Origin of the sequence: Cryobacterium algoritolerans (genome assembly GCF_004402785.1) — a bacterium.
GTDB lineage: Bacteria > Actinomycetota > Actinomycetes > Actinomycetales > Microbacteriaceae > Cryobacterium > Cryobacterium algoritolerans.
The window spans coordinates 1-2601 of the sequence record NZ_SOFP01000068.1 but is presented as its reverse complement, the minus strand read 5'-3'; the positions used below and the strand labels follow the sequence as shown (position 1 = coordinate 2601).

The 2601-nt window shown below is 63.4% G+C and carries 2 protein-coding genes; both read right to left on the bottom strand.

Features of this window, described 5'->3' with window-relative positions; genetic code table 11:
• Window positions 1–101: 101 nt before the first annotated feature.
• Window positions 102–869 (bottom strand): ATP-binding protein, encoded by a 768-nt coding sequence (locus E3O19_RS13885; protein ID WP_134568536.1) that lies wholly within the window; start codon window positions 867–869, stop codon window positions 102–104.
• A complete protein-coding gene (gene istA / locus E3O19_RS13880) occupies window positions 869–2458 on the bottom strand; it encodes an IS21 family transposase (RefSeq protein ID WP_134568535.1) in 1590 nt (529 codons plus the stop codon). The genes E3O19_RS13885 and istA overlap by 1 nt, the downstream gene beginning before the upstream one ends.
• Window positions 2459–2601: the final 143 nt, after the last annotated feature.

Genomic DNA, 2601 nt, shown 5'->3' with positions numbered 1-2601 from the left:
TGGCGAGTAGCGCCTGATGGTAGCGCTTGTCCAAGCACCTGGTAGCGCAGTTCTGACGACGTGGTAGCGGCCCGGGATCGGTGCCCGGGCCGCGTGTGGTGCTACTCCCAGTAGGCCTCGTGGGCACGAGCCTGGTCGTTGCGGTGCCGGCGCATGTCTATCTGACCGAGGTTGATGATCCGGGCGTTATTGGCGAGGCGGTTCACGATCGAGTCCGCCGCGACCCGGTCAGGCAGCTCCGCAACCCAATGCGCTGGCCCCGTCTGCGAAGCAATCATTGTCGGCAGCCGGTGCTCCCGGTTCGCGAGGATCGCGAACAAATCGCTGGCAGCATCGCTGTCGATGCCAACGGTGAGGAAGTCGTCAATGATGAGCAGGTCAATGTTGGAGAGCTCGTTCAGTAGCTTCTGGTGAGCGATGCCGTCGCCGCGAGCGATGACGAGCCTTCGGGCGAGGTCGTCCATCCGGAAGTAAAGAACCGAGTGCTCACTCTGGCAGGCGCCGATGGCCAGCGCGCAGGCGAGGTAGGTTTTCCCGCCACCGGTGGGCGAGATGATGAGCAAGTTCGTCGCATCGGAGCGCCAGTCGTGGGCGGCATAGCGGCGCATTCTGACCGGGGTGATGCCGCGTCCCTCACGGTAGTCGACCTCAGCAACTGTGGCCCCCGGGATCGGGAAGGCAGCCTGGCGGATGAGTTTGTCGACCTTGTTGATGCGCCGGGACTCCAACGCGTCGTCGACCGCAGTGAGAAACAGTTGCTCGGGAGTGAGGGTGTCGTTGCTTTCGTCTTGGATGAGTTCCTCCAGGCGCGTCGCGACGTGCGTCACACGCAAGGCCCGGAACTTGTCGTAGTCGACGCTTGTGAACATCACTTCCCCTCCTCGCCGCGAGCGTAGTGGGAGGCGTCGCGGACGTAAACGTCCGAGATGGTGTCCCGGAACACGACCGTGCTGCCGCGTTTGCGCGTCGAGGCCGCCGGCACCACCGGCCGGGGCTTCTTCGCATCACTGTCGATCGCCGCCATCAACCGTTTCAACGTCGAATAAGTTGGATGGGCGCTGCGGTTCACGAGGTCTTGGCAGGCCGCCTCCAACCGTTCCCGATTGTTCTTGCCGAGCCCGTCGAGGATGTTCTGGCACGACAGGTAGCCCTGAGCCTCGATCGTCTGGCTGTCGAGGATCTGCTCGATCACCGTGACTGTGGCGGGCCCAACGCTGCGTGCCCGGTCGATGAACCACCGCCGTGACCACAGCCCGTCAATATCGCGGTGCTGCGGCGGAACGTGGGCCGGCAGAGTGGAGTACTGGCCTTTCCGGCCCGTCAGCCGAGGATGCTCGCAGATGCTCTCGTGGCCATCGAAGACCGTCACGCGGGCCGACGTCAGCCGAACCCGCAGCAGCTTGCCCGCCAACTTGAACGGCACGGAATACCGTTGCGTGTCCGCCGTGACGTGGTAGTTCCGGGCCGCTTTCAGCTCTTTCCACTCGACGTCTTCAAAGCCGGCGTCCGGTAACGGGCCGAGCAGCTCCCGCTCCTCGGTGTCGAAGCGTTCCCACCGGGTTGTGTCGTCGGCGCGGCGAATGTCGTGGTTGATCTCTGCCACCCGTTCCTCGATCGCCGTATTCAACTCGCTCAGCGTCGTGAAGACGTCGTCCTCGAGATAGCCGATGACGCGCTTGTTGACCACGTTCACCGCGTTCTCGGCTGATGCCTTGTCACGAGGTTTTTTAACTCTGGCCGGGACAATTGCAGTCCGGTAATGGTCCGCGAGCTGCTGATAGCGCGCGTTGACGACCCGCTCCGCATCACCTTTATGGGTTTGGTGGGTGGAGGTCGTCGGGTTATCCGGCACCAAGATCTGCGTCACGCCACCGAAGAACGCGAACGCTTGAACGTGCGCGTCGAGCCAGGCCGGGGACTTCATATCCGTGTAGGCGCGGCAGAACAGCGCCCCCGAAAATGGCAGCACCGCGACAAACAAGATTGCCCGGACCACCTCGCCGGTGATCGTGTCGACGATGTCCATCGTGTCGCCGGCCCAGTCGACGAGCATCGCCCGACCCGGCTCGTGGCGAAGCACCGCCACGAGATCGTGGGTGCGGAGATAACCGGTGAACAGGGCGCAGAACTGCGAGTACCCGTACTTTTTCCCGGCGTCCTTGGTGCCGACGTAACGACGCCAGGCCAGCAGCAACGTGAAGTGTCGGTTCGCCTTCATCGATGCCAGCACCCGCGCCAAGTCGGGCTGGTCGTACTCCTCCGACACTTTCCGGCGCCCGTCGGGGAACCATTCCGCCAACTCGACATCGCTGACCGCGACCGCCGAGGTCAGTCCCCGTTCCTGGACCTCTTGCCGGACCCGAGCGACGTCGCGATGCGAGCACCCCACGATCTCTACGACTTCGCGGTAGCTCCGCCCCTCAAGCAACAACCCCAATATTCTCCGATAATCCGCCATGACCCGCCCTTAACAATGGAACGACAACGCCTTGCGCGTTGTCCTTCCACAGCACAGCAGTTCACCAGCGCCAGCGCTACCGTGTTCCCGGAATTCTGCTACCGGGTCGCCGGACTAGCGCTACCATCAGGGGCTACTCGTCA

What these genes read in the sequence shown, in the direction of transcription:
- E3O19_RS13885 (WP_134568536.1), bottom strand. Translation starts at nt 869, where the DNA reads ATGTTCACAAGCGTCGACTACGACAAGTTCCGGGCCTTGCGTGTGACG.
- istA (WP_134568535.1), bottom strand. Translation starts at nt 2,458, where the DNA reads ATGGCGGATTATCGGAGAATATTGGGGTTGTTGCTTGAGGGGCGGAGC.